The organism is Aminobacter sp. BE322, assembly GCF_050433525.1.
Classification (GTDB): Bacteria; Pseudomonadota; Alphaproteobacteria; order Rhizobiales; family Rhizobiaceae; genus Aminobacter.
Map to the genome: position 1 here is coordinate 37,525 of NZ_JBNPXB010000006.1, position 17,638 is coordinate 55,162.

General features: G+C 65.2%; 18 protein-coding genes, 1 tRNA gene and 1 pseudogene. 4 read left to right on the forward strand and 16 right to left on the reverse strand.

Annotated features, from left to right (window positions below; all coding sequences use genetic code 11):
* Positions 1–116: 116 nt before the first annotated feature.
* From glmU to J2X50_RS11250, 3 genes are all read right to left on the reverse strand, one after another.
* On the reverse strand, positions 117–1,487 hold the full coding sequence (gene glmU, locus J2X50_RS11240) for a bifunctional UDP-N-acetylglucosamine diphosphorylase/glucosamine-1-phosphate N-acetyltransferase GlmU (protein WP_429094835.1): 1,371 nt from the start codon (positions 1,485–1,487) through the stop codon (positions 117–119).
* A 197-nt stretch (positions 1,488–1,684) separates the two neighbouring features.
* Positions 1,685–2,431 (reverse strand): cytochrome c biogenesis CcdA family protein, encoded by a 747-nt coding sequence (locus J2X50_RS11245; RefSeq protein ID WP_429094837.1) that lies wholly within the window; start codon positions 2,429–2,431, stop codon positions 1,685–1,687.
* 100 nt (positions 2,432–2,531) lie between these two features.
* The gene (locus J2X50_RS11250) at positions 2,532–2,867 is read right to left on the reverse strand and encodes a hypothetical protein (protein ID WP_429094839.1); all 336 of its coding nucleotides are present in this window, start codon (positions 2,865–2,867) and stop codon (positions 2,532–2,534) included.
* Positions 2,868–3,067: 200 nt separating this feature from the next.
* Here J2X50_RS11250 and J2X50_RS11255 point away from each other — a divergent pair.
* Both J2X50_RS11255 and J2X50_RS11260 read left to right on the forward strand, forming a co-directional pair.
* Positions 3,068–3,143 (forward strand) — tRNA-Lys (locus J2X50_RS11255).
* 117 nt (positions 3,144–3,260) lie between these two features.
* Positions 3,261–3,758, forward strand: a complete 498-nt coding sequence (locus J2X50_RS11260) for a BA14K family protein (protein WP_429094841.1) — start codon at positions 3,261–3,263, stop codon at positions 3,756–3,758.
* Positions 3,759–3,805: 47 nt separating this feature from the next.
* Here J2X50_RS11260 and J2X50_RS11265 read toward each other — a convergent pair whose 3' ends face one another.
* The 7 genes from J2X50_RS11265 to J2X50_RS11295 all read right to left on the reverse strand — a co-directional run bounded on the left by J2X50_RS11265 (position 3,806) and on the right by J2X50_RS11295 (position 10,519).
* On the reverse strand, positions 3,806–4,576 hold the full coding sequence (locus tag J2X50_RS11265; RefSeq protein ID WP_429094843.1) for a DeoR/GlpR family DNA-binding transcription regulator: 771 nt from the start codon (positions 4,574–4,576) through the stop codon (positions 3,806–3,808).
* Between the two features lie 92 nt (positions 4,577–4,668).
* A complete protein-coding gene (locus J2X50_RS11270; protein WP_429094845.1) occupies positions 4,669–6,075 on the reverse strand; it encodes a pyridoxal phosphate-dependent decarboxylase family protein in 1,407 nt (468 codons plus the stop codon).
* Between the two features lie 40 nt (positions 6,076–6,115).
* Complete coding sequence (locus J2X50_RS11275) at positions 6,116–6,847, reverse strand: peptidase (RefSeq protein WP_429094847.1); 732 nt, start codon at positions 6,845–6,847, stop codon at positions 6,116–6,118.
* Between the two features lie 33 nt (positions 6,848–6,880).
* Entirely contained in the window at positions 6,881–7,675 is a 795-nt protein-coding gene (locus J2X50_RS11280; protein ID WP_429094849.1) for a transglutaminase family protein, read from the reverse strand.
* A gap of 12 nt (positions 7,676–7,687) precedes the next feature.
* A complete protein-coding gene (locus J2X50_RS11285; RefSeq protein WP_429094851.1) occupies positions 7,688–8,629 on the reverse strand; it encodes an alpha-E domain-containing protein in 942 nt (313 codons plus the stop codon).
* A gap of 86 nt (positions 8,630–8,715) precedes the next feature.
* Entirely contained in the window at positions 8,716–10,128 is a 1,413-nt protein-coding gene (locus J2X50_RS11290) for a circularly permuted type 2 ATP-grasp protein (RefSeq protein ID WP_429094853.1), read from the reverse strand.
* A 154-nt stretch (positions 10,129–10,282) separates the two neighbouring features.
* On the reverse strand, positions 10,283–10,519 hold the full coding sequence (locus J2X50_RS11295) for an Lrp/AsnC ligand binding domain-containing protein (RefSeq protein WP_429094854.1): 237 nt from the start codon (positions 10,517–10,519) through the stop codon (positions 10,283–10,285).
* A gap of 181 nt (positions 10,520–10,700) precedes the next feature.
* On the opposite strand from J2X50_RS11295, the gene J2X50_RS11300 reads away from it, so the two are divergent.
* The gene (locus J2X50_RS11300; protein ID WP_429094856.1) at positions 10,701–11,114 is read left to right on the forward strand and encodes a DUF4864 domain-containing protein; all 414 of its coding nucleotides are present in this window, start codon (positions 10,701–10,703) and stop codon (positions 11,112–11,114) included.
* Here J2X50_RS11300 and J2X50_RS11305 read toward each other — a convergent pair.
* Positions 11,111–12,718 (reverse strand): ABC-F family ATP-binding cassette domain-containing protein, encoded by a 1,608-nt coding sequence (locus tag J2X50_RS11305; protein ID WP_429094857.1) that lies wholly within the window; start codon positions 12,716–12,718, stop codon positions 11,111–11,113. The two genes, J2X50_RS11300 and J2X50_RS11305, sit on opposite strands and share 4 nt — an antisense overlap.
* Before the next feature lie 182 nt (positions 12,719–12,900).
* Entirely contained in the window at positions 12,901–13,869 is a 969-nt protein-coding gene (locus J2X50_RS11310; protein ID WP_429094859.1) for a threo-3-hydroxy-L-aspartate ammonia-lyase, read from the reverse strand.
* A gap of 176 nt (positions 13,870–14,045) precedes the next feature.
* On the opposite strand from J2X50_RS11310, the pseudogene J2X50_RS11315 reads away from it, so the two are divergent.
* Positions 14,046–14,453 (forward strand): annotated as a pseudogene (locus J2X50_RS11315) (DNA polymerase IV); the annotation flags it as partial.
* A 3-nt stretch (positions 14,454–14,456) separates the two neighbouring features.
* Here J2X50_RS11315 and tgt read toward each other — a convergent pair.
* Genes tgt through J2X50_RS11335 form a run of 4 tightly spaced genes read right to left on the reverse strand, consistent with a single transcriptional unit; the run spans position 14,457 to position 17,634 of the window.
* Entirely contained in the window at positions 14,457–15,593 is a 1,137-nt protein-coding gene (gene tgt / locus J2X50_RS11320) for a tRNA guanosine(34) transglycosylase Tgt (protein ID WP_429094860.1), read from the reverse strand.
* Complete coding sequence (gene queA / locus J2X50_RS11325; protein WP_429094862.1) at positions 15,590–16,666, reverse strand: tRNA preQ1(34) S-adenosylmethionine ribosyltransferase-isomerase QueA; 1,077 nt, start codon at positions 16,664–16,666, stop codon at positions 15,590–15,592. The genes tgt and queA overlap by 4 nt, the downstream gene beginning before the upstream one ends.
* Positions 16,666–17,115 carry a DMT family transporter gene (locus tag J2X50_RS11330; RefSeq protein WP_340039932.1) on the reverse strand — a complete coding sequence of 150 codons (450 nt, stop codon included), beginning with the start codon at positions 17,113–17,115 and terminating at the stop codon, positions 16,666–16,668. Before J2X50_RS11330 ends, queA begins: the two co-directional genes overlap by 1 nt.
* A gap of 3 nt (positions 17,116–17,118) precedes the next feature.
* Positions 17,119–17,634 carry a peptidylprolyl isomerase gene (locus J2X50_RS11335; protein WP_429094864.1) on the reverse strand — a complete coding sequence of 172 codons (516 nt, stop codon included), beginning with the start codon at positions 17,632–17,634 and terminating at the stop codon, positions 17,119–17,121.
* Positions 17,635–17,638: the final 4 nt, after the last annotated feature.

The window sequence follows — 17,638 nt, forward strand, 5'->3', positions numbered from 1 at the left end:
TCCCGCAAACCCTGCGGCCATTTATGCAGAGCCGCACCCGAGCGGAAGTCACATTCCGTTTCGCTACGTATCACCGGCGAAGTCGCCGAGCGGGTTTGCCCAGTAGCTGTCCGCGCTTACTCCGCAGCGGACTTCTTCTTCGCCGCGGCAGCGTCGGCAAAGCGCTGGCGCAGTTCCTTGCCCTTGCCCGGCATCGTCTTCTGCCGTGCGCGGCCGAAGGCGAGCGCATCCTCTGGCACCTCTTCGGTGATGACACTGCCCGATGCGATGTAGGATCGCGCGCCGATCGCAATCGGGGCGACCAGCGAGGTGTTGGACCCAATGAAGGCGCCCTCGCCGATGTCGGTGAAGAATTTCGAATAGCCGTCATAGTTGCAGGTGATGGTGCCGGCACCGATATTGGCGCCGGCGCCGACGCGTGCGTCGCCGATGTAGGTGAGGTGGTTGACCTTGGCGCCCTTCTCGACCGTTGCCTTTTTCACCTCGCAGAAATTGCCGACCTTGGACTTTTCGTGCAGGTCCGCTCCGGGCCTCAGCCGCGCGAAGGGGCCGATCTCGGCACGCGGACCGACGCTGGCACCTTCGAGATGGCTGTAGGCGTGGATCACGGCACCGTCGGCGATCTTCACGCCGACGCCGAACCAGACATTCGGCTCGACGGTTACGTCCGCGCCGATCTCGGTGTCGTGCGAGAAATAGACGGTTTCCGGCGCGATCAGCGTCGCGCCCTCCAGCATTGCCTGCCGGCGTCGGCGCTTCTGCCAGATGGCCTCGGCTTCTGCCAGTTCGGCGCGGTTGTTGATGCCGAGCACGCTCTCGAACGAGGCTTCGGTCGCCACCACCTTGAGCCCGGCGCGGTCGGCGATCTCGACGATGTCGGTCAGATAGAACTCGCCCTTGGCGTTGGCATTGCCGACCTGGTCGAGCAGTTGGAGCGCGTGCCTGCCGGCAATCGCCATCAGGCCGGCATTGCAGAAGCCGATCCTGCGCTCCTCGTCCGTGCAGTCCTTGTCCTCGCGGATGGCGACCAGCCTGCCATCCTTTTCGATCAGGCGGCCGTAGCCCGTGGGATTTGGCGGACGAAAGCCGATGACAACGACCGCAGCACCCTCGGCCAGCATGCCGCGCGCGGCCGCAAGCGATCCTGCCTCGATCAGCGGCGTGTCGCCGAACATCACCAGCAGGTCGTCATAGCCCGCAGCCAGGGCCTGCCGCGCTGCCAACACCGCATGCGCGGTGCCCAGCCGCTCGGCCTGCACGAAGATTCCTGCTTTCGGTGCAAAGCCTTCCGCGGCTTTCCTCACCTCGTCGCCACCATGCCCGACGACCAAGGCGACATCGCTCGCGCCAGCCGCCTGGGCCGCCTGGGCCACATGCGCGACCATCGGCAGGCCGGCGATGCGATGCAACACCTTGGGCATGGCGCTCTTCATGCGCGTGCCTTCGCCGGCAGCAAGAATGATCGACAGACAGGTTCTCGAGGTCATGGCGTCGTCCGGATTGGAGAAAGGCGGCTGGAATCGGCCACCTTTCTATCATCGCAAGCATTGCGGTCCAATGCAGCGGAATTCCGGCGCCTTGCGCTAGAGCGCTTCCGCTTTCTTCGAATCGCGGAAACGCTCCATCTCTTTGTCTTGACGCAATTCCGGACGGAAAACCGCTGCGCACTTTTCCTGGAATTGCGCTAGCCGAGTTGGCCCAGGATGGGGAAGCGCTCGAGCAGCCAATAGGACGCCGTCTGGATGCCACCGGTGAGGAACAGGATGCCGGCCACGACGAGAAGGGCGCCGATGACCTTCTCGACCTTGCCAAGATGCACCCGGAACTTAGACAGGAAGCGCATGAACGCGCCCGAGAACAGCGCGGCGAAGAGGAAAGGAATGCCGAGCCCAAGCGAATAGATGCCGAGCAGCAGTGCACCCTCGCCCACCGTCCCGCGTCCGCCCGCAAGCGTCAGGATCGGCCCGAGGACCGGACCGATGCAGGGCGTCCAGCCGAAGGCGAAGGCCAGGCCCATGGCGTAGGCGCCGAGATTGCTCGCCGGCTTGCCCTCGGTGTGGAAACGTGCCTCGCGCGACAGCATCGGGATGCGCAGGAGGCCGAGGAAATTGAGGCCCATCAGGATGATGAGCACGCCGGCGGCCATGGCGAGTTCCTGTTGCCAAAGGCGCAACAACTGCCCGATGGTGGAAGCGCCGGCGCCAAGTGCCACGAAGACGGTCGTGAAGCCGAGCACGAAGGAGCCGGAGGCCGTCAGCAGCGCGCCACGCGCCCGGTTGACGGCAACGGCGGCGCCCCCCGCCTTGAAATCGTCGACGGAAACGCCGGCCATGTAACAGAGATAAGGCGGCACCAGCGGAAGCACGCACGGCGAAAGGAACGACAACGCTCCTGCCCCCAGTGCAGTCAGATAGCCAACGTCCAGTAACATTCCATGCCGCTCCGCCGATAGTCAGGGCCGGATATAGCGTTGCCGGCCTGACAGCACCAATCACCATTCCGTGGCATGTCGTCGCCGGTGGGCTACCGGGCTAGTCGCGGACGATGTATTCGCCGAGCTGGCAGAGATCCTGCGTGTCCTCTGTCGTGTCGAGGTCCGAATCCGCGTCGAACTCGAAGCGCATGTCGTAGTCGCAGACGCTGCGGCCGTCGGCGATGGTGATTTCGACACTCTCGCCAGGCGCCAGCATGTCGACGTCGAGAATGTCATCCTCCCAGTTCCCGACACCAACCGGCGACACGTAGAACTCGGTGAGCACTGACGAGGTGCCGTTCGTCAGGGTGAAGACGAGGTCCTCGGTCTGGGCATTGGCCGGCACGACAAGCAGTGACAGCGAGGCCAGGACGAACTGGAGGCGAACAAGCATCTTTCAACATCCCCTTTGACAAAACGGCCGCGGCGCGGCGCGGTCTTACAGCAGGGCATCGCGCCAGCAATGTGACGAACCCTGCGGAAGCTGCATGAAAGGCGGCCTTCAGGCGGCTATCGCGCTGATTTTCCGGTTGACCGGCGGGGGCACTCTCCCTATGTTCCGCCGCAATTTCGGGGTCGCCGCGCGGCCTTCGGGAGCGCGTAGCTCAGCCGGTAGAGCAACTGACTTTTAATCAGTAGGTCCAGGGTTCGAATCCCTGCGCGCTCACCACTTCGGCCTCTTTGCCACGTCATTCCATCGTTGATCGCCCACGCGCACGCGAGGAACATTCTGCCTGTCCAGACCGTTTAAGCTCGAAAGGCCCAGTTCCCTTTCGAGGAGGCGATCATGAAGAAGATCATGTCTGGACTGTTGGCGACAGTTCTTGCGACGTCCTTTGCGGCGGCGTCCGTGGTTCCAGTGGCGGCCGCGCCGGCATTCTATCCCAAGGCGCCGGAAGCCAATTCAGGGATCGAGCAGGTACAGTACGATCCCTATTGGCGACCGCGGCGCGTCATGCGCATGGATCGCGACGACAGGCGCTATCGGATCGTCCGCCGGGGCGATATCTACTATATGAACGGCCATCGCGGCTATCGCGACTATCGGCCCGGATATCGCCGCTACAACGACTGGTGGTTCCCTGCCGGCGCCTTCATCGCCGGAGCCATCATCGGCGGCGCGCTGAGCCAGCCCCGCTACGTCGCGCCGCGCTATGGCGTGCGCGCCTACGGCGACGCGCACGTGCAGTGGTGCTACGACCGCTACCGCTCGTACCGCGCCTGGGACAACACCTACCAGCCCTACAACGGGCCGCGTCGCCAGTGCTATTCGCCCTATAGCTGAGGCGAATTCAGCCGAACCCGTCTGAGACCCGCGTTGGCGCGATGTGCCTACGCGGGCCTTTTCGTCTCGATCAGCTGAACGTCCGATTCGGCGCAGATCCTGCGAATACTGGGCAACTCGCAGCGGTCGGTGATGAAGCTGTCCATCTGCGACAGATGCGCGATCCGCACCGGCGCCGTCCGTTCGAACTTGGTGCTGTCCGAAACCAGGATGACATGCCGGGCATTGGCGATGATCGCCTGCGCGACCTTTACCTCGCGGAAGTCGAAGTCGAGCAGCGCGCCGTCATGGTCGATGGCCGAGGCGCCGATCACGGCATAGTCGACCTTGAACTGCTTGATGAAATCGACCGCCGCCTCGCCGACGATGCCGCCGTCCGAGCCGCGCACCACGCCGCCGGCGATCACCACCTCCATCGAAGGATAGACGCGCATCCTGTTGGCGACATTGATGTTGTTGGTGATGACCATCAACCCTTTGTGGTCGAGCAGCGCCTTGCCCACCGCCTCGGTGGTGGTGCCGATATTGACGAACAGAGACGCGTTGTCGGGGATGATGCGCGCCGCCGCCTGGCCGATGGCGTCCTTCTCGTCGGCCGCGATCTTGCGCCGCGCCTCGTATTCGAGGTTCTCGATGCCGGACGGGAACAGCGCACCGCCGTGGACGCGGCTCAACAGCCGCTGGTCGCAGAGGTCATTGAGGTCCTTGCGGATCGTCTGCGGCGTGACCTGGAAGTGCGCGGCCAGATCGTCGACCAGCACCCGCCCGTTGTCCTTGGCCATCTGGACGATTTCGGACTGACGTGGCGACAGATACATAGGCGGCATTCCCCGAATTTCGTTTCGTGGGACGATAGGTGAAAACGAAAGCCGTGAATAGCCGCTTCGAAGCTGCAGCGAAGCTTTGCGCCTCAGCTCCGCGCCAGTTCGGTGATCACCTCGAACGCCTGGTCGACGTCGGCCGCGGCGGTATCGAACTGGCCGGCCTGGAACCGGATCACCGAACGCCCATCGAGTCGCGTCTGGGTGAGATAGATGCGGCCATCGCGGTTGATCCGCTCGACGAGGTCGAGATTGTGCCCGTCGAGATCGGCGCCGCCTGCCGGCAGATGCCGGAACGAGAACAACGACAGCATCGGCTCGCTGGTGATCTCGAAGTCGGGCTCCCGTGCCAGCCGCTGCGCCAGCCTTTCGCTCCAGGCGACATGGTTGCGGATCATGCCGCGGAGCCCCGACAGGCCGTGGGCCCGGAGCAGAAACCACAGCTTGAGCGCCCGGAAGCGCCGCCCGAGCGGCACGGACCATTCCGAATAGTTGATGATCCCGTCGCGCCCGTGGGTCTTGAGGTAGTCAGGCCTGATCGCCAGCGTCCGAACCAGACTGCCGGGATCGCGGATGAACTGGATCGAGCAATCGAACTGCGCGCCGAGCCATTTGTGCGGGTTGAAAACGATCGAATCGGCACCCTCCACCCCGGTCCAGTAATGACGGAACTCGGGGCAGATCATCGCCGAGCCCGCCCAGGCGGCGTCGACATGCAGATAGAGGTTTTCGCGTGCGGCGATCTTCGCGACAGCGGCGATCTCGTCGGTACCGCCGACGCTCGTGCCGCCGACGCAGGCGATGATGCCGGCAGGCAGGAAGCCCGCGGCGCGGTCGGCGGTGATCGCCCGTTCAAGCGCGTCCGTGTCCATCGCGCGGTTGCGCCCCGCGGTCGGAATGCGCACGAGGTTGTCCTCGCCAATGCCCGCGACCCAAATGGCGCGGTCGATGGATGTGTGCACCTGGTCGGAACAGTAGATACGCAGCCTGGGCTGGCCAGACAGCCCTGCCTTGTTGCCCTGCCAGGCAAGCGCGCGTTCGCGCATCGTCAGCACGGCGGCAAGGGTGGCCTGCGACGCCGAATCCTGGATGACGCCGCTGAAGCCCTCGGGCAGACCGAGGGCCTGGCGCATCCAGTCGACCACGCGGGTCTCGAGTTCAGTCGCCGCCGGCGAGGTCTGCCAGAGCATGCATTGCGCGGCCATCGCGCTGACCAGATATTCGGCGACCACGGAAACCGGCGCTGCGTTGGCCGGGAAATAGGCAAAGAAGCGTGGATGCTGCCAGTGCGTCATGCCCGGCACGATGGTCGCTTCGAAATCGTCGAATATCGCGTCGATCGTCTCTGCCTGCTCCGGCGGCGTCGCGGCGATCGCCTCGAACACCTGGCCGGGCTCCACCTGCGCCCGCACCGGCCGCTCCCGCAGGCCGTCGCGGTAGTCGACGCCCCAGTCGGCAGCCCTGCGCGACCACTCGCGAAACTCGTCCGCGTTCATGCTCCCCCCATGTTGCCGGCCGATGGCTCTGGTTTGGCCGCTATTCCGGAAAGTCCGGCAGGCTCTGGAACGCCACCTTGAGCGCGTTGGACCAGCCGTCCGAGATCGTCCGATAATAGGGATCGTCGGCGCCGATGCGCTTCTTGAGCCCCACCTTCAGCGCGTCCTTCTCGTAGAACAAGAGATCGAGCGGCAGGCCGACGGAGAGGTTCGACTTCAGCGTCGAATCGAACGACACCATCAGGAGCTTCACGGTTTCGGCGAAACTCATCGCCCGGTCATAGGCGCGCACGATGATCGGCTTGCCGTATTTGGTCTCGCCGATCTGGAAGAAGGGCGTGTCGTCGGTCGATTCGATGAAATTGCCCTCGGGATAGATCATGAACAGCCTGGGCTCGCTGCCCTTGATCTGGCCGCCGAGGATGAAGGAGGCGTTGAAGCTCGAATCGGCCTTCTGGCCCACGGGCGCCGCCTGGGCGATCACTTCCTTGACCGCCTCCCCGACCAGGCAGGCAGTCCGGTACATGGAAGGCATGTCGAAGATCGTCGGGGCACGCTCGGCGACGGCCTTGGTGCGCTCGTCGAGCAGGCTCGCCACCGACTGCGTGGTGGCAAGGTTGCCGGCCGACATCAGCACGATTACGCGGTCGCCCGGCTTTTCCCAGACCTTCATCTTCCGAAACGTCGAGATGCTGTCGATGCCGGCATTGGTGCGGGTGTCCGACATGAACACCAGTCCGCGATCAATCTTGAGGCCGACGCAATAGGTCATGCGATTCCAGTCCGGGCGAGCTTTCCTGCCGGATTACTGCTCCACACTGATATGGACTGCAAGCCGTTCCTGCGCCTGCCCGATCAGTATGCCCGAAATCGGCATCGCCTCGCGATAGTCCCGCCCCACCGCCACGCGCACGTAGCGCTGGTCGGGCGAAACGCCGTTGGCGGCGTCGAACCCCACCCAGCCGAGCCCCGGGACATTGGCTTCGGCCCAGGCATGCGTCGCCACCTGCTCGACGCGATCGTTCATCATCAGGTAGCCGCTGACATAGCGCGCCGGGAAGCCAAGCAGGCGGGCGCAGGCGGCAAACACATGGGCATGGTCCTGGCAGACGCCCGTTCCCTTGGTCAGCGCCTGTTCGGCAGTGGTCCCCGTATCGGTGGTGCCGGGCACATAGGCGACGCGCTCGCGGATCAATCCCATCAGGCGGTGCAGCCGCTCGACCTCGCCGCCTTCGCCCACGCTCGCCGCCAGCCCGCGGATCGCTTCGCCCGGCGCCGTCAGCGGCGTCTCGTGCTGGAACAGCCAGAGCGGCGCAAAGCCGCGGTGCGGGCCGGATACGCCGGCGACCTCGTTGGTCTCGACCTCGCCCTCGGCCAGGATGCTGATCGTGTGGGGCTCGCCGTCGATCGACAACAGCCTGGTGTCGTTGCCGAACTGGTCGAGGAAGCGCACCTCCTCGCGCGCACCCTCGATCTGCAGCGTCCATGTCAGCATGGTCTGCGCCGGGCCGCTCTGGGGCCACAGCCGGACGCGCTGCAGCCCATAGCGGATCGGCTGGTCATAATTGTACTCGGTGCGATGCGAAACCTTGAGCCGCATGGCCTTGCCCGATCAGTAGAAACCGAAGTCCTGGGCCACACGGTCGCCCAGCTTGTTGTTGTCGCGGATGAAGTCGGCCAGGAATTCGTGCAGGCCTCCCTCGAAAATATCCTTGATCTGGGTTCCGCGCAGCCGGGCATAGGTGCGGTCGGCCAAGTCGTTGCTCTCGTGCCTGGCGCCGTAGTCCTCCGACAGGAACTTCAGGTGCTCGGCGATGAAGCGGTAGCTGAAGGTCAGCGAACGCGGCATGCGCACGTTGAGGATCAGGTATTCGGCGATGTTGGTCGGCTTGTATTCGGCCTCGTAGACCCAGCGGTAGGAGCGGTGTGCCGCGACCGAGCGTAGGATCGATTCCCACTGGTAGTTGTCGAGCGACGAACCCACCCACGAGACCGAAGGCAAGAGGACGTAATATTTGACGTCGAGAATGCGGGCGGTGTTGTCGGCGCGCTCGACATAGGTGCCGAGCTGGGCGAAGTCGAAGATCTCGTTGCGCAGCATCGTGCCGTAGAACGATCCGCGGATCAGCGCCGTCTCGCGCTTGATGGCGTCGAGCACGCTCGGCAGTTCGCGCTGGTCGATGGGCGTGGCCAGCATGCGCTTCAGCGACATCCAGGCCTCGTTGATGCTCTCCCAGGTTTCGCGCGTCAGCGCCGTGCGCACCATGCGGGCGTTGTTGCGCGCGGTTTCCATTGCTGCCGCCGCGCTCGACGGGTTCGACATGTCCCGGAGCAGAAAATCGGCAACGTTTTCAGATGTATAATCGCTGTGCTTCACGGCAAAGGCGTTTGCCGCGCCCGCCGAAAGCAGCACCGAGTTCCATTCATCCGACGCGTTCTGGCTGCGGGTGAGCGCCATGCGCAGGCCGGCATCGATCAGCCGCGCCATGTTCTCGGTCCGCTCGATGTAGCGGTTCATCCAGTAGAGGCCGTTGGCGGTGCGACCGAGGAGCATGTCAGGCTCCGGCGAGTGAGTAGCGAATAGTGAATGGCGAATAGAGACTGGTCGTCATGGCTTCTGCTGCATCCCCGTTCGCTCGCTCAATCATCCAGCACCCACGTGTCCTTCGTCCCGCCACCTTGCGACGAGTTGACGACAAGCGACCCCTCTTTCAGCGCCACACGCGTCAACCCTCCGGGCACGATGCGGATGCGATCGGAAACCAGGACGAACGGCCTCAAGTCGACATGGCGCGGCGCGAGCCCCTTCTGGGTCAGGATCGGGCAGGTCGACAGCGAAAGCGTCGGCTGGGCGATGTAGTTGGAGGGGCGCGCCGCGAGCTTCCGGGCGAAGGCCTCGCGCTCCTTCCTGCTCGCCGCCGGCCCTACCAGCATGCCGTAGCCGCCCGAACCGTGCACCTCCTTCACCACCAGTTCGGCGAGGTGCTCCTGGACGTATTTCAGGCTGTCGGGCTCGGAGCAGCGCCAGGTCGGGATGTTGCCGAGGATCGGCTTGCGGCCGGTGTAGAACTCGATGATCTCCGGCATGTAGGAGTAGATCGCCTTGTCGTCGGCGATGCCTGTTCCGGGCGCGTTGGCGATGGTGATGTTGCCGGCGCGGTAGACGTCCATGATGCCGGGCACGCCGAGTGCCGAGTCCGGCTTGAAGGTCAGCGGATCGAGATAGGCGTCGTCGACGCGGCGGTAGAGCACGTCGATCTGCTTGTAGCCCTCGGTGGTGCGCATCGCGACATGCCCGTCGACCACACGCAGGTCCTGCCCCTCGACCAGTTCGACGCCCATCTGGTCGGCCAGGAAGGCGTGCTCGAAATAGGCCGAGTTGTAGCTGCCCGGCGTCAGCACCGCGATGGTCGGCGCGCCATTGACACCGCTCGGCTTCACGGCCGCAAGCGACTGGCGCAGCAGCTGCGGATAGTTCTCCACCGGCTGCACCTTGATGCGCTGGAACAGCTCCGGGAAGAGCTGCAGCATCGTTTCGCGGTTTTCGAGCATGTAGGACACGCCCGACGGCGTGCGCGCATTGTCCTCGAGCACGTAGAACTCGTTTTCGGAGATGCGCACGATGTCGACGCCGATGATGTGGGTGTAGACGCCGGCAGGCGGCCTAACCCCGATCATCTCGGGCAGGAACGCCTCGTTGGTGGCGACCAGTTCCCTCGGGATCCTGCCGGCGCGCAGGATTTCCTGGCGGTGGTAGATGTCGTCGAGGAATGCGTTCAGCGCCTGCACGCGCTGTTCGATGCCCTGCGTCAGCCTGCGCCATTCGTTGCCGGCGATGATCCGCGGCACGATATCGAACGGGATCAGCCGTTCGGACGCCTCCTGCTCGCCATAGACGGCAAAGGTGATGCCGGTCTTGCGGAACACGCGCTCGGCATCGCGCATCTTTTCGGTAAGTCGAGCTGGATCCTGGTTTTTCAGCCAGCTGTCGTAGGCTTCGTAGGGTCTTCTAAGTCCGGCTTCCGCCGGGAGCATTTCGTCGAAGGCGACCACAGATGAACTCCCCTCTGAGGTCAATCAAATGACCTCGGCGGAGAAAATCAAGCGCAATCGCCCATTTCTGGCGCAGCCGGCGAAACAATCGCAAAAATGCCCATGGTTTCGGCATGCGGCACGGGATTTGGGCGCAACCTTGCCCCTTTTGCGCTCAGAAGGCGCGGAAGGTCACCGTCGTGAAGGTGTCCTTGATGTTGCCGATCGGGTGGACTCGCTCGTTGACGAAATGGCCGATATCAACGTCGTCGTCGACGTAGAACTTGGCGAGCAGGTCGAAATTGCCGGCGGTCGAATAGATCTCGGAAGCGATCTCGGCGTCGGCGAGCGCGCTCGCCACCTCGTAGGCCTTGCCGAGTTCGCATTTGATCTGCACGAAAAAGGTCTTCATCGCACCGTCCGTTCCGGGCCTGTCGTCGTTTCGCGGTCTTGTCGCAGAACGCGCCCGAGCTTTCAAGCCGGCGTCTACACGCCATCGGCCGCGCCATGCTGAAACCGCGGCGACGCCTGCCGCGTATGTTACAATGCCAAGGCGTCGCGGACCACCGCGCGTGCAGGAAACGGAGGCAGGAATGCGCAGCATCGCGTTGGTCTTCGCCATGTCACTCCTGGGCTTCCCGGCACTGGCCGGCGAAGCCGAGGTCAAGGCCGCGCAAGGCAGCATATCGGCCCAGATCGAAGCTTTCAGGACGGGCGAGGATGCGGCCGCCTACAGCTTTGCCGCGCCCAACGTGAAGCGCATCTTTCCGACGCTCGAAACCTTCATGGGCATGGTTTCGGGCGGCTACAAGCCGGTGCACCATGCGCAGAGCTTCGACTTCGGCAAGTTCCGGGAAATGAGCCCGACCTCGATCATCCAGCAGGTGATGATCGTCGGCCCCGACGGCAAAGACTACGAAGCCGTCTACACGCTCGAGCTCCAGCCCGACGGCGTCTGGCGCATCACCGGCGTCAGCCTGCGCGCCTCGAACTCGCTCAGCACCTAGCCGCCGTCCACTGGCGCCGAGACCCTACCCAGCTCGATCCGCCTGATAATGCCAATGGCCTCCAGAAATGCCTGGTCGTGGCTCACCACCAGCAAGGCCCCGTCATAGGCGCGCAGCCCGGCTTCCACGGCCTCGATGGCGTCGATGTCGAGATGGTTGGTCGGCTCGTCGAGGATCAGCAGCGGCGGCGGCGACTTGCCGCCGAGCACGCAGGCGAGCCCGGCGCGCAGCAGCTGCCCGCCGCTGAGGCTGCCCACGATCTGCAGTGCCGCATCGGCACGGAACATGAACCGCGCCAGCGCGGCGCGGCAGGCATTCTCGTCGGCCTCGGGGTTGATGCGGCGGAAATTGTCCCGGATCGAACTGGATGGATCGAGCAGGCCGACCTGCTGGTCGAGCATGGCGAAGCCGGTCATGATGGCGACGCTGCCCACCCAGGGCTCAAGCTTGCCGGAAATCGCCTTGAGCAGCGTGGTCTTGCCCGTGCCGTTGCCGCCACTCACCGCGACCCGCTCCGGGCCCATGATCGTCAGCGAAAAGTCCGAGATCACCGGCTGGCCCGGCTCGTAGCCCGCCGTCAGGCCGTCGATCCGCAGCACCGCCTTGCTGGAAGGCAATCCGGTCGACGGCAGCACCACCGACAGCGGCTGCAGCACCTCGATGCGTTCGCGCGCCGCGGCGGCGTCGGCTTCGGCCTGCACGCGCCGGCGTTCGGCCAGCCGGGCATTCTCGCCCGACGAGTTCTCGGCACGGTTCTTGAGCCCGTTCATGAGAATGCGCGGCATGTCGCCCTTGGCGGCCTTGCGCTTGCCCGCTCCGTCCCTGCGCGCCTTGCGTTCGGCCGTCGTCTGGGCGGCTCGGGCGACTTCCGAAACGCGCCGTTCGGCGTCGAGCAGGTCGTGCCGGGCAGATGCCAGCTCGATCGCCTTGCGCTCGCGATAGTGGCTCCAGTTGCCGCCATAGCGCGTAGCGCCCAGCGAGGTCAGCTCGACGATGGCATCCATGGTGTCGAGCAGTTCGCGGTCGTGGCTGACGACGATGGCCCCTGCCCGCCAGCCGGCGAGAAGATCGATAACCGCGTCCCGCCCCTCGCGGTCGAGGTTGTTGGTCGGTTCGTCCAGAAGGATGAAGTCGGGTGCGCCGAAGATCAGCGCCGCAAGCCCGGCGCGCGTGCGCTGGCCGCCCGAGAGCGCAGAAAGCTCGGTGCCCGGTTCGGCGCTCAGCCCGACTCGGGCGAGTGCCGCCTCGATCCGCGTCTCCAGCGTCCAGTCGACGTCGGCATATTCATCGACCTCGGCCTGGCCCAACTCGGCACGGCGCAACAGGTCGAGCCCATCGGATGCGCCGAACAGGTCGGCAACGGTCTCGCCAGGCGACACCTGCGCCGACTGGCGCAACAGGCCGATCGTGCCGCTGACGGACAGCTTGCCCGCCTGCGGTTCGAGCGACCCGGCAACGAGATGCAGCAGCGTCGACTTGCCGACGCCGTTGCGTCCGACAAGCCCGGCGCGGCCGGTATCGAAATTGAGCGATAGATCGGAAAAGAGCGTCCGGCCGTCAGGCGTGGACCAGGCAATATTCGACAGAGAGATGGATACAGGCATGGAATTCCCCAATGGCAAAGCGGTTCAGCGTTGCTGTCGGGTAAAAATCCATTGCTGCACACATCCTGTTGGTATTGCTGATGGCGACTAGATAGTCGGCCTGCCGGCGAGATTCAAGCCGCCGAGATCAATGTGGCCGGCGAGCGTCGAATTCGCACCGACGCATCGGCCCCGCCATCAGGCTAGGCAAAAAAGCCGCTCAGTGTTCCGAGGTCGACATTCCCGCCGCTGAGCACGATGCCGACGCGTTTTCCGGCGCAGTCGACGACACCGTTGAGCACGGCTGCCGCACCCAGGCAGCCCGTCGGCTCGACGATCACCTTCATGCGTTCGGCAAAGAATCGCATCGTCTGCACCAGTTGCGCATCGCTGACGGTGACGATGTCGTCGACCTCGGCCTGCAGGATCGGGAAATTGCGGTCGCCGACGAAAGTCGTCAGCGCCCCGTCGGCGATCGACTTGGGCGGCGCGATGCGCACCACCTCGCCCTTCCGCAGCGACTGCTGGCCGTCGTTTCCGGCCTCGGGTTCGACGCCGACCACCCGACAGCCCGGCGACAACGCCTTGGCGCTAAGGGCACAGCCGGCCAGCAGCCCACCACCGCCGAGCGGCGTAATCAGCATGTCGAGTCGGCCGACCTCCTCGATCAGCTCCAGCGCCGCCGTGCCCTGCCCGGCGATGATGTCGGCGTGGTCGAAAGGCGGGATCATCGTCATGCCGCGTTCTTCCGAAATGCCGCGCGCGATCGCCTCGCGGTCGTCCTTGTAGCGGTCGAAGAACACCACCTCCGCGCCGTAGCCTCTCGTCGCCGCGACCTTTATCGCGGGCGCGTCCTCGGGCATCACGATGACCGACGGCGCGCCGAGCAGGGTCGCCGCATAGGCCAGCGCCTGGGCATGATTGCCCGAGGAATAGGCGACGACGCCCTTTCTCCGCGCCTCGGGCGACAAGGCGGAAACGGCATTGTAGGCGCCGCGAAACTTGAAGGCCCCGGCCCGCTGCAGGTTTTCCGCCTTGAAGAAGAGTTTGCCGCCGGCCTTCGCATCGGCGGTGCGCGAAGTCAGCACCGGTGTGCGATGCGCGACGCCGGATATGCGCGACACCGCCACCTTGACGTCTTCGAATGTCGGAATGAGCGGCGAAACGGTCATGGAATCCTCCTTGGGCGGACGCACTCTAATCGAGGCTGCTCGCCGCAAGAAGCCCGCACGGAAGCCCAGCGCTTGCACCAGCCCTTGATTTTCCGCCCCTCGTGTTCCCCTTATGTTCAATTTCTCTACCGATAGAATACGATGACGGAAAGCGCAGCCACCATCCTGCATGCCGACGCACGGTAACAACGAGGGTCCGCTTCGCCGACCTGCGTTCGGTGACGCGGTCGATCACGCTCGACGCGCCGGTTTCCGCCACAGCTATGATTGCGGAAATCGCCGAGGAGCTGGTGCGCGGCGTACTTGCCCAATACCTGAACGAGCGCGCCATCTCGCTGCTGGCGATCTCGGTCTCGCATCTCGAGGAACATCCGGGCCTGCAGCTCGAACTGCCGCTTGATCTCGCCGACGAGCGCCGCCGGCCGGGCACGAAAAAGGGCCAGGCACGCTGGGGCGCCGACCGCACCATGGATGCGATCCGCGAGCGTTTCGGATGGGAAGCCGTCGGCTATGCCTCCGTCGCACTGGGACGGACAGGTTCCGTGCCCGACGCCTTCCGCGAGTTGGCGGAGAAGGAGCTGTGAGCCTCAGCCCTGGTGGAGCGGAATGTCGCCCTGCGCCCAGCCTTCGCTGATCTCGGCCGTGCGGTCGGCAAAGCGTCCCGCCTCGATCGCGGCGCGGATTTCGCCCATCAGATGCTGGTAATACGACAGGTTGTTCCAGGTCAGAAGCATGGCGCCCAGCGCCTCGCCCGAACGCACCAGATGGTGCAGGTAGGCGCGGCTGTAGTCGCGCGCAGCCGGGCAATCGCTTTCCTCGTCCAGCGGCCGCGGGTCGTCGGCATGGCGGGCATTGCGCAAATTCACCTTGCCGCGCCTAGTATAGGCCAAGCCGTGGCGGCCGGCGCGCGTCGGCATCACGCAGTCGAACATGTCGATGCCGCGCGCCACCGACTTGACGATGTCGTCGGGCGTGCCGACCCCCATCAGGTAGCGCGGCCTGTCGGCGGGCAGCTCCGGACAGGTGATGTCGAGCATGTCGAGCATCACCTCCTGCGGCTCGCCGACGGCGAGGCCACCCACGGCATAACCCTTGAGGTCGAGCGCCTTCAGCGCCTGCGCCGAACGCACGCGCATGTCGGCGATGTCGCCGCCCTGCACTATGCCAAACATCGCCTTACCCGGCTGGTCGCCAAAGGCCGTCTTGCAGCGCTCGGCCCAGCGCAGCGACAGCTCCATGGCCCTTTGAATTTCCTTCGGCGTCGACGGCAGCGCGGTGCACTCGTCGAGCTGCATCTGGATATCGGAATCGAGCAGGCCCTGGATCTCGATCGAGCGCTCCGGCGACATCTCGTAGGGCGCGCCGTCGATATGCGAGCGGAAGGTCACGCCCTTCTCGCTGATCTTGCGCAGCTTCGACAGCGACATCACCTGGAAGCCGCCGGAATCGGTCAGGATCGGGTGCGGCCAGCGGGCGAACTCATGCAGGCCGCCGAGCTTCGCCACCCGCTCCGCGCCGGGCCGCAGCATCAGGTGATAGGTGTTGCCCAGGATGATGTCGGCACCGACGCCGCGCACCTGGTCCATGTACATCGCCTTCACCGTGCCGCCGGTGCCGACCGGCATGAAGGCCGGGGTGCGGATGGTGCCACGCGGCATGGTGATCTCGCCGCGCCGCGCCTTGCCGTCGGTCGCGAGCAGCTTGAAGGTGAACTCTGAACTCATCGGTCGTCCCTGAACAGCAGGCTGGCGTCGCCATAGGAATAGAAGCGGTAGCCGCTCGCAATGGCGTGCGCATAGACCTCGCGCATGCGCTCGAGCCCCGAAAAGGCGGAGACCAGCATGAACAGCGTCGAGCGCGGCAGGTGGAAATTGGTCATCAGCGCGTCGACGAACTTGAAGCGGTAGCCGGGCGTGATGAAGATATCGGTCGGGCCGGACCACGCGGCGATGGTGCCGTCGGGGCGCGCGGCACTTTCCATCAGGCGCAGCGAGGTGGTGCCGACGGCGACGATGCGGTTGCCGCGCGCCCTGGCGGCATTCAGCACTGCCGCGGTCTCGACCGACACATGGCCGATCTCGGCATGCATCTTGTGGTCGGCGGTGTCGTCCGCCTTGACCGGCAGGAAGGTTCCCGCGCCGACATGAAGCGTCACGAACTGTCTTTCCACGCCGCGCGCCTCGAGCGCCGCAAACAGCTCCGGCGTGAAGTGCAGGCCGGCGGTAGGGGCAGCGACCGCGCCCTCCTCCCGCGCATAGACGGTCTGGTAGTCGCGCCGGTCGCGCTCGTCGTCGTCGCGCTTGGAGGCGATGTAGGGCGGCAGCGGAATGTGGCCGACGGCATGCAGCGCCTCGTCCAGCGCCGGACCGGACAGGTCGAAGGCAAGCAACGCCTCGCCGGCCTCGCCTTTTTCCACCACGGTCGCATCGAGTTGGCCCAGCATGCAGGCCTCGGCGCTATGGCCGAACCGGATGCGGTCGCCGACCGCTACCCGCTTGCCCGGCCGCATGAAGGCGAGCCAGCGGTCGGGTGCGGTGCGCATGTGCAGCGTCGCGTCGACATGGGCGACGGCCTCGCCGCGCACGCGGCGGCCCTTGAGCTGCGCCGGGATGACGCGTGTGTCGTTGAGCACCAGCACGTCGCCGGGCTCGAGCAGCAACGGCAGGTCGCGCACCGAAAGGTCGGAAAGGGCCCCGCCCGGCCGCACGCACAAGAGCCGCGCCGTGTCGCGCGGTTCGGCGGGCCTGAGCGCGATGCGCTCCTCGGGAAGCTCGAAATCGAAAAGGTCTACACGCATCAGTAGATACGGATCATCAGCGCGCCGGCGAGCAGCAGCATGGCGCCGACGATGCGGCCCGTGGAGAGCTCGCGCACGGCGACGCCGAAAACTCCGGCCTTGTCCACCAGCATGCCGGCGAGAAGCTGGCCCGCGACCAGGAAGGCCATCAGGGCGGCAGCACCAATGCGCGGGGTCAGAAGCACGGTGGAGGTGACATAGACGGCGCCCAGCGCACCGCCGGCCACGAACAGCCAGGGTGCGGGTGCCTTCCAGTCGATGACCAGGCCCTGCGACCGCGTGGTGAAATAGGTAACCAGCCCGAGCACGATCGCACCCGAGAGGAAGGAAATCGCAGCTGCCGCGACGGGCACACCGAGCCCGCGCGCCAGCTGCGCATTGATGGGAGCCTGAATGGCGACGAAGGCGCCCGCCAGAACGCCGAGAAGCGACCAGAGAGCGCCTGCCACCTGTTACTCCTTGACGTCTGCGGCAACCTTCATCGACACGATCTTGTCGGGGTCGACCACCGGCTCGCCGCGCTTGATCTTGTCGACGTTGTCCATGCCCTCGATGACCTGGCCCCACACCGAATACTGGCGGTTGAGGAAGCCGGCGTCCTCGAAGCAGATGAAGAACTGCGAGTTGGCGGAGTTCGGGTTCTGGGCGCGGGCCATCGAGCAGGTGCCGCGGGCGTGGTTCATGTTGGAGAACTCGGCCTTCAGGTCCGGCTTGTCGGAACCGCCCATGCCGGCACGGCTGGGGTTGAAGTCCTTTCCGCCCGACTTGCCGAACTTGACGTCGCCGGTCTGGGCCATGAAGCCGTCGATGACGCGGTGGAAGACGACGCCGTCATAGGCGCCTTCGCGAGCCAGTTCCTTGATGCGGGCGACGTGGCCGGGGGCCAGGTCGGGGAGCAATTCGATGACCACCTTGCCCTTGGTGGTTTCCATGATCAGCGCGTTCTCGCGATCCTTGATCTCGGCCATGACT

Bases quoted from the DNA above. Each gene is read 5' to 3' on its own strand.
- glmU (WP_429094835.1), bottom strand. From the start codon at position 1,487: ATGACCTCGAGAACCTGTCTGTCGATCATTCTTGCTGCCGGCGAAGGC.
- J2X50_RS11245 (WP_429094837.1), bottom strand. From the start codon at position 2,431: ATGTTACTGGACGTTGGCTATCTGACTGCACTGGGGGCAGGAGCGTTG.
- J2X50_RS11250 (WP_429094839.1), bottom strand. From the start codon at position 2,867: ATGCTTGTTCGCCTCCAGTTCGTCCTGGCCTCGCTGTCACTGCTTGTC.
- J2X50_RS11260 (WP_429094841.1), top strand. From the start codon at position 3,261: ATGAAGAAGATCATGTCTGGACTGTTGGCGACAGTTCTTGCGACGTCC.
- J2X50_RS11265 (WP_429094843.1), bottom strand. From the start codon at position 4,576: ATGTATCTGTCGCCACGTCAGTCCGAAATCGTCCAGATGGCCAAGGAC.
- J2X50_RS11270 (WP_429094845.1), bottom strand. From the start codon at position 6,075: ATGAACGCGGACGAGTTTCGCGAGTGGTCGCGCAGGGCTGCCGACTGG.
- J2X50_RS11275 (WP_429094847.1), bottom strand. From the start codon at position 6,847: ATGACCTATTGCGTCGGCCTCAAGATTGATCGCGGACTGGTGTTCATG.
- J2X50_RS11280 (WP_429094849.1), bottom strand. From the start codon at position 7,675: ATGCGGCTCAAGGTTTCGCATCGCACCGAGTACAATTATGACCAGCCG.
- J2X50_RS11285 (WP_429094851.1), bottom strand. From the start codon at position 8,629: ATGCTCCTCGGTCGCACCGCCAACGGCCTCTACTGGATGAACCGCTAC.
- J2X50_RS11295 (WP_429094854.1), bottom strand. From the start codon at position 10,519: ATGAAGACCTTTTTCGTGCAGATCAAATGCGAACTCGGCAAGGCCTAC.
- J2X50_RS11300 (WP_429094856.1), top strand. From the start codon at position 10,701: ATGCGCAGCATCGCGTTGGTCTTCGCCATGTCACTCCTGGGCTTCCCG.
- J2X50_RS11305 (WP_429094857.1), bottom strand. From the start codon at position 12,718: ATGCCTGTATCCATCTCTCTGTCGAATATTGCCTGGTCCACGCCTGAC.
- J2X50_RS11310 (WP_429094859.1), bottom strand. From the start codon at position 13,869: ATGACCGTTTCGCCGCTCATTCCGACATTCGAAGACGTCAAGGTGGCG.
- tgt (WP_429094860.1), bottom strand. From the start codon at position 15,593: ATGAGTTCAGAGTTCACCTTCAAGCTGCTCGCGACCGACGGCAAGGCG.
- queA (WP_429094862.1), bottom strand. From the start codon at position 16,666: ATGCGTGTAGACCTTTTCGATTTCGAGCTTCCCGAGGAGCGCATCGCG.
- J2X50_RS11335 (WP_429094864.1), bottom strand. From the start codon at position 17,634: ATGGCCGAGATCAAGGATCGCGAGAACGCGCTGATCATGGAAACCACC.